Origin of the sequence: Pseudoalteromonas sp. CnMc7-15 (assembly GCF_022347925.1) — a bacterium.
In the GTDB taxonomy this organism is placed as follows: Bacteria; Pseudomonadota; Gammaproteobacteria; order Enterobacterales; family Alteromonadaceae; genus Pseudoalteromonas; species Pseudoalteromonas ruthenica.
In genome coordinates this window covers 819,623-826,216 of record NZ_JAKRFT010000001.1, presented here as the reverse complement: position 1 = coordinate 826,216, position 6,594 = coordinate 819,623, and the positions used below count along the sequence as shown (strand labels likewise).

5 protein-coding genes, 10 tRNA genes and 1 pseudogene are annotated in these 6,594 nt (G+C 43.7%); 8 read left to right on the top strand and 8 right to left on the bottom strand.

Features of this window, described 5'->3' with window-relative positions:
- Positions 1-41: 41 nt before the first annotated feature.
- From MHM95_RS03795 to MHM95_RS03780, 4 genes are all read right to left on the bottom strand, one after another.
- Positions 42-117, bottom strand: a tRNA-Val gene (locus MHM95_RS03795).
- Between the two features lie 31 nt (positions 118-148).
- Positions 149-224: transfer RNA gene (locus MHM95_RS03790), tRNA-Val, on the bottom strand.
- A 42-nt stretch (positions 225-266) separates the two neighbouring features.
- A tRNA-Val gene (locus tag MHM95_RS03785) sits at positions 267-342 on the bottom strand.
- 32 nt (positions 343-374) lie between these two features.
- Positions 375-450: transfer RNA gene (locus MHM95_RS03780), tRNA-Val, on the bottom strand.
- A 606-nt stretch (positions 451-1,056) separates the two neighbouring features.
- Between MHM95_RS03780 and MHM95_RS18770 the strand changes: the two genes are divergently transcribed.
- The 7 genes from MHM95_RS18770 (at position 1,057) to MHM95_RS03745 (ending at position 3,083) form a co-directional block, all read left to right on the top strand.
- Positions 1,057-1,518 carry a class III extradiol ring-cleavage dioxygenase gene (locus tag MHM95_RS18770; protein WP_343224294.1) on the top strand — a complete coding sequence of 154 codons (462 nt, stop codon included), beginning with the start codon at positions 1,057-1,059 and terminating at the stop codon, positions 1,516-1,518.
- A gap of 266 nt (positions 1,519-1,784) precedes the next feature.
- Positions 1,785-1,860: transfer RNA gene (locus tag MHM95_RS03770), tRNA-Ala, on the top strand.
- 227 nt (positions 1,861-2,087) lie between these two features.
- Positions 2,088-2,163: transfer RNA gene (locus MHM95_RS03765), tRNA-Glu, on the top strand.
- A gap of 141 nt (positions 2,164-2,304) precedes the next feature.
- A tRNA-Glu gene (locus MHM95_RS03760) sits at positions 2,305-2,380 on the top strand.
- Positions 2,381-2,547: 167 nt separating this feature from the next.
- Positions 2,548-2,623 (top strand) — tRNA-Glu (locus MHM95_RS03755).
- A gap of 141 nt (positions 2,624-2,764) precedes the next feature.
- Positions 2,765-2,840 (top strand) — tRNA-Glu (locus tag MHM95_RS03750).
- A gap of 167 nt (positions 2,841-3,007) precedes the next feature.
- A tRNA-Glu gene (locus MHM95_RS03745) sits at positions 3,008-3,083 on the top strand.
- Positions 3,084-3,251: 168 nt separating this feature from the next.
- Here the strand turns inward: MHM95_RS03745 and gloA are convergent.
- The 3 genes and pseudogenes from gloA to MHM95_RS03730 form a co-directional block, all read right to left on the bottom strand.
- Positions 3,252-3,650, bottom strand: a complete 399-nt coding sequence (gene gloA, locus MHM95_RS03740; RefSeq protein WP_239384264.1) for a lactoylglutathione lyase — start codon at positions 3,648-3,650, stop codon at positions 3,252-3,254.
- Positions 3,651-3,905: pseudogene (locus MHM95_RS03735) on the bottom strand (endonuclease III); the annotation flags it as partial.
- 263 nt (positions 3,906-4,168) lie between these two features.
- Positions 4,169-5,068, bottom strand: coding sequence for a LysR family transcriptional regulator (locus MHM95_RS03730; protein ID WP_239384263.1), 900 nt, complete (start codon positions 5,066-5,068; stop codon positions 4,169-4,171).
- A gap of 96 nt (positions 5,069-5,164) precedes the next feature.
- Here MHM95_RS03730 and MHM95_RS03725 point away from each other — a divergent pair, with 96 nt between their 5' ends.
- Complete coding sequence (locus MHM95_RS03725) at positions 5,165-5,845, top strand: CPBP family intramembrane glutamic endopeptidase (protein WP_239384262.1); 681 nt, start codon at positions 5,165-5,167, stop codon at positions 5,843-5,845.
- 97 nt (positions 5,846-5,942) lie between these two features.
- Here MHM95_RS03725 and nth read toward each other — a convergent pair whose 3' ends face one another.
- The gene (nth, locus tag MHM95_RS03720) at positions 5,943-6,575 is read right to left on the bottom strand and encodes an endonuclease III (RefSeq protein WP_239384260.1); all 633 of its coding nucleotides are present in this window, start codon (positions 6,573-6,575) and stop codon (positions 5,943-5,945) included.
- Positions 6,576-6,594: the final 19 nt, after the last annotated feature.

The window sequence follows — 6,594 nt, the reverse complement described above, 5'->3', positions numbered from 1 at the left end:
GGTCTAAGTTATTCTATATGCGATACTCGAAGATGAGTAAATGGTGGGTTGTACTGGACTTGAACCAGTGACCCTCGCCTTGTAAGGGCGATGCTCTCCCAACTGAGCTAACAACCCATATAGAATATGCAGATGTCTCACTTTAAAATGGTGGGTTGTACTGGACTTGAACCAGTGACCCTCGCCTTGTAAGGGCGATGCTCTCCCAACTGAGCTAACAACCCGGGTCTAAGTTATTCTATATGCGATACTCGAAGATGAGTAAATGGTGGGTTGTACTGGACTTGAACCAGTGACCCTCGCCTTGTAAGGGCGATGCTCTCCCAACTGAGCTAACAACCCATATAGAATAAACAGATGCGTCACTTTGAAAGTGGTGGGTTGTACTGGACTTGAACCAGTGACCCTCGCCTTGTAAGGGCGATGCTCTCCCAACTGAGCTAACAACCCACATCTGGCAACAAAGAGTGAGGAAACCTCTCTCGCTGTTGTGGGGCGCTATTATAGATAGAGACGAAAGACTGTCAACACTTGAGTTGCACATTTTGTTTTATATGCGGGTTTTATAAACAACCTGTTCATCAACTACGCACGCGAAGCTTGCACTCCCACTTATGTGAGTCATAGTTGTACGCGTGGTAACAAGGGATGTGCGTTCATAGGGCTATATAGGTATCGATACCAGCGCAATAATGAAGGTCTTATTTATGGAGTGCATTATGAACCACAGTCTTTTTATCTCCCACGGGGGAGGGCCGTTACCTCTATTGGCTGAACCAAGTCACACAGGTATGTGTGATGCATTAGCAAAACTAGCGACTCAAATCCCTAAGCCTCAGCTTATTATTGTAATAAGCGCGCATTGGCTTTCACAGGAGGGAGTTGCTATTAATACCCAGCAACAGCCCAACTTACTCTATGACTATTACGGTTTTGATAGGGTGGCCTATGATATTGCTTATCCTTGCACGGGTCATACTCGAGTTGCCAACTACTTAGCCAGTTATTTACAACACCAAGGTATACCTATTCTTATTGAGCAGCAACGGGGGCTAGATCTTTGTACCGTTAAAGTTAATGTATCCAGATGCAGACGTCCCTTGTGTACAAATATCATTGCATGGCGGTTTAGGTGAGCGCTTTCATGTAGAGTTAGGTCAACACCTCGCAAATGCTGTTGCTGATCTTGATAACGTATTATTGCTTGGTTCAGGTTTCACCTTTCATAATATGGCTGCATTTAAAAAAGGGCCGATTGATGATACTCAGGGGTATAATCGACAGTTTGAAGATTGGCTCATACACACTTTGCAGGCGCCAATGAGTGAAAAGCAGCGCCAACAGCAGTTAATTGCGTGGCGAACAGCACCTGGTGCACTTTATTGTCAGCCCACGTCAGAACACTTGTTGCCTTTACACTGTGCATATGGAGCAGCTCGATGTCGACCTGATACCCATATCTCAACGGAAATTATGGGGTGGCAAGCCAGCTTTTTATTATGGCAACTAGAGGCATAAGTGCTCGTTGCGATTTAAGGTGATACGTTGGCTGACGAAATAACCATAATAGATACCGATATTTGCCTGTATCAAAGTAGGTAAGTGGTTAATAAAGAGCCACATTTGACTGTTTTTGTCTAACCTTTGCGCGTCTTGGCTAAAATTGCTTCGGTCAGTAAAAAGTTACTTAAAAAGTGTTGACTTTGTTTAGGGGGGTGCATAGAATGCGCCCCGCACTCAACGAGATGAACACCGCAAGTTTGGCAGTTTATCTCAAGCTGTTTGGGGCTATAGCTCAGCTGGGAGAGCGCTTGCATGGCATGCAAGAGGTCGGCGGTTCGATCCCGCCTAGCTCCACCAAATTCTGTAGTGCAACACACGTTTCTATCTCGGTAGGCTAAACTTCGAATGTTTAGGTGTGATACTCGTATGGTAAGAGTTTAAATAACCAGTCCTAGTGACACAGAATGTAGTGAGCTTCTTGCTCTTACAGGTTCTGCTTGGATGAATAAGGCCATTCGCTTTCGCGGGGCTCAAGCTCATCTTACGAAGAATAAGCAAAGTACACTTTGCTGAACCAATTCTGCGTCCCCTTCGTCTAGAGGCCTAGGACACCGCCCTTTCACGGCGGTAACAGGGGTTCGAATCCCCTAGGGGACGCCACTTTACTCGTATGGTAAGAGTCTAAATAACCAGTCCTAGTGACATTAAATTCAGCGTTTTTGCTAAGGCCGCTTCGCCTCACTGGTTCGGCTCAGCCTTTACAAAAATTTATCGAAGTTGTACTTCGATAGCGAAATTTTTGTCCCCTTCGTCTAGAGGCCTAGGACACCGCCCTTTCACGGCGGTAACAGGGGTTCGAATCCCCTAGGGGACGCCACTTTACTCGTATGGTAAGAGTCTAAATAACCAGTCCTAGTGACACAGAATGTAGTGAGCTTAGTGCTCTTACAGGTTCTGCTTGGATGAATAAGGCCATTCGCTTTCGCGGGCTCAAGCTCATCTTACGCAGAATAAGCAAAGTACACTTTGCTAAACCAATTCTGCGTCCCCTTCGTCTAGAGGCCTAGGACACCGCCCTTTCACGGCGGTAACAGGGGTTCGAATCCCCTAGGGGACGCCACTTTACTCGTATGGTAAGAGTTTAAATAACCAGTCCTAGTGACATTAAATTCAGCGTTTTTGCTAAGGCCGCTTCGCCTCACTGGTTCGGCTCAGCCTTTACAAAAATTTATCGAAGTTATACTTCGATAGCGAAATTTTTGTCCCCTTCGTCTAGAGGCCTAGGACACCGCCCTTTCACGGCGGTAACAGGGGTTCGAATCCCCTAGGGGACGCCACTTTACTCGTATGGTAAGAGTTTAAATAACCAGTCCTAGTGACACAGAATGTAGTGAGCTTGTTGCTCGTACAGGTTCTGCTTGGATGAATAAGGCCATTCGCTTTCGCGGGCTCAAACTCATCTTACGCAGAATAAGCAAAGTACACTTTGCTGAATCAATTCTGCGTCCCCTTCGTCTAGAGGCCTAGGACACCGCCCTTTCACGGCGGTAACAGGGGTTCGAATCCCCTAGGGGACGCCACTTTCTTCAAGTACTCACTTGAAAAACACCATCTCTTCATAGCTATTAATATCCATCGCTTATAAAAAATTCCCGTTATTTTTCTTTTCTTGCCACAGAAGTGCGAATTAAAGCGTGGTTTATGGGAAGGATAGGAGCCAAGGGACAACCTTGACTCAGGAGCGCAGCTTAAAAGCTGTTATCAGCCTTTTTCTGGATCAGTTCAATTACATAGCCATCAGGGTCTTTAACGAAGGCTATTTCTGTAGTGCCTCCTTTTACCGGACCCGGTTCGCGGCTTACTACGCCACCGGCGGCACGAATTTGCTCGCAAGCCTGGTAAATGTCGTCATACTCAATGGCAATATGGCCATAAGCATTGCCGAGATCGTAGCTATCTTCATCCCAGTTATACGTAAGCTCTAACACGGTAGTGTCTTTCTCCTCACCATAACCGACGAAGGCGAGGGTGTAGCGGTATTGCTCGTTGTCAGCACGGCGTAGCTCTTTCATACCCAGTACATTGGTATAAAACTCGATCGAGCGCTCTAAGTTGCCAACACGCAACATGGTGTGTAATAAACGCATTTATGCTACCTCAGTCTTGTCTTTAAATTCACATAAGTCTTCGATAATACAGCTGCCGCAGCGCGGTTTGCGCGCCACGCAGGTATAGCGGCCATGGAGAATAAGCCAGTGGTGTACATCAACCTTAAATTCTTTCGGCACGACTTTTTCAAGCTTTTGCTCCACCGCGACCACATCTTTACCCATAGCAAACTTGGTACGGTTAGAGACACGGAAAATATGGGTGTCAACGGCAATGGTTGGCCAGCCAAAAGATAAGTAAGTTAGATTTAGTGTTTTAACCAAAGAAGAAATACTAAACCTTGTTTCTTTCGCTGAATGAAAATGCCACTGGTTGAAATCTTATATTGACGTCAAAATTCTGAAATGGTCAAACCGCTTTTATGCTGTTCTTCTATAAGCTGCCGACACTGTTCTGGATTTCGAAATTTGCTCATTGCACACTCTTTTTTTAATTTTGGAGGCAGCGTACAGAGATCATATCGCCCCTTGTATATGTTATTTACCGCATGCTCACCTTATTTCCATTGCGCTCTTTTACTTAAGAAAAAGTCAACAAACGCCTTCACTTTGGGCTGAGGGTGTTTTACGTTGTGAAAATAAGCGTAAATTTCGGCATTTTGCCACCAGTGTTCACTTAACACAGGTTCTAGGGTTTTATTTGCAATTGCTTCTTTGATTTGACGACTATCGTGGGCTGCATTGATTACCCCCAGACCTTGAATAGCTAGTTCGATCAAGCCACCTACAGTCGCGACTCTTTGTCTTAACAGTTTATAAGTAGGTTTATTATCTTCTTGCAGCACCAATACGTTGGATGGTTGATTATGAAGGTAACCAACAATGTGATGTTGTTCGATGTTGTCAATTGTAATATGAGAGGTAGACTTTATGTAATCAGGTGCAGCATAAACTCCATAAATAGAGCGCCACAGGTTTCTTCGTTTTAAATTAGGAAACCTATCACCTAAATAGTCTGAAACTCCCCAAAACACATCGAAGTCATCATCATTAATATTAATCAACGATTCTTTTACATCTAGTTTTACATTCAATTTAGGATAGAGCTGACAGAACTCATCTAGCCACGGAATAATTGTGTCAGTAAGCATTTCAGACGTTTGAGTTATTACGCTTAGGTTACCATTTATGATACCAGTTTGTTGCTCTAGCCAATTATCAAGGGCTTCGTGAGCAGAAATAACCGATTTCGCTTCTCGATACAAGGAATTTCCAAATTCTGTCAATCGAAGTTGTCTACCACTTCGTTCAAATACGGCTTGGCCAACCAGTTGCTCCAACTTACTCATTTGCTTGCTCAGCGCCATTGCCGAAAGCGATTTAGCTTCTGCAGCTTTTGAGATTCCGCCGTTTTCTGCTACCAGCATTAATGAGTGCAATAGCTCACTTTTTATCATTGTAAACTTTATGTTTATATATATTAAAAATAAAGAATATTTGTTTGGTAAGCATTTGTCCATAAGCTAAAGAACAAATTGTTAGGGAGCAAATTTATGTTTGAATTAATCTTGGTGTTTTTAATTGTTGCAGCGCTAGTTTGCGAATTATTAACAGCGAAACAAAGTCGTGAGCAAGTTGAAGCTGGTAACAAAACTAAAATAGCAACATACAAACAAACGATGTTACTGCTTTGGTTACCGACTATATTTTTAATTGTAGCTATCTTGAAAGGTGAAATATCAGTTGAGGGTTGGGGACTATCGCCACAATTAGACAGTGGTTTTTTCGCAGGTGCAGCTTTGTTAACACTTGTTTCAGCGTATTTTGCTTTTTCACTACGCAGTATTCGTGGTTCGGAGAAACTAAAAAGTGAATCTAAGAAGCAACTTGCTGACATGGCTTGGATCCTGCCGAACAGCTCCAATGAACGCTATTGGTTTATATTTGGTGTATCTGTGGCTGCTGGAATTTGTGAAGAGTTATTGTTCAGAGGATTTTTACTTAGCTTCTTGCAGCCGATGGTGGGAACAACACTTGCTGTCATCGTATCCAGTGTTACTTTTGGCTTATTTCACTTGTATCAAGGTTGGAGCAATGTACTAAGAACTGGATTAGTTGGCTTGGTGTTGGCAATAATCTACTTGCTTACTGGTTCAATTTGGATTGTCATCGTTTTACATTTCTTGTTAGACGCGTATGCAGGCCAGTTAAGTTATTTAGTGAATAACCAATAATAATTAATTTTTAGATATATTTTATTATTTGAGAAATTAATGCGCTATTGGCAGATGATTGAACTAAGTGCCTTCTGTATTTATTTACTGAAGGCATTTACTCAGTTTTATCCTTAAACTCACACAAGTCTTCAATAATACACGCGCCGCACTTAGGTTTACGCGCGGTGCAAACATAGCGACCGTGCAGAATAAACCAATGGTGAACGTCCACTTTAAACTCTTTGGGAACATGACGTAGAAGCTTCTGTTCAACTTCTACAACGTCTTTACCCGGAGCAAACTTGGTACGGTTAGAGACACGGAAAATATGGGTGTCAACGGCAATAGTTGGCCAGCCAAAGGCGGTATTAAGCACGACATTTGCGGTTTTGCGACCAACGCCGGGTAACGCTTCTAAGGCTTCACGGTTTTCAGGGACTTCCCCCCCATGTTGTGACACCAAAATCTCGCACATTTTGTACACATTATTGGCTTTGGAATTATATAAGCCGATGGTTTTGATACTCTCACGCAGTGCCTCAAGACCGAGATCCAAGATAGCTTGCGGCGTATTGGCACGCGGAAAAAGTTTTCTGGTCGCCTTGTTGACGCCGACATCGGTGGCCTGTGCAGATAAAGTCACTGCCACTAAGAGCTCAAAAGGAGAGCTATATTCCAGCTCGGTTTCTGGGTGCGGATTGGCTTCGCGCAACCGCTCAAGGATGAGTCGGCGCTTATCTTTGTTCATTGTTGCCCCTTGATTGTAT

What these genes read in the sequence shown, in the direction of transcription:
- gloA (WP_239384264.1), bottom strand. Translation starts at nt 3,650, where the DNA reads ATGCGTTTATTACACACCATGTTGCGTGTTGGCAACTTAGAGCGCTCG.
- MHM95_RS03730 (WP_239384263.1), bottom strand. Translation starts at nt 5,068, where the DNA reads ATGATAAAAAGTGAGCTATTGCACTCATTAATGCTGGTAGCAGAAAAC.
- MHM95_RS03725 (WP_239384262.1), top strand. Translation starts at nt 5,165, where the DNA reads ATGTTTGAATTAATCTTGGTGTTTTTAATTGTTGCAGCGCTAGTTTGC.
- nth (WP_239384260.1), bottom strand. Translation starts at nt 6,575, where the DNA reads ATGAACAAAGATAAGCGCCGACTCATCCTTGAGCGGTTGCGCGAAGCC.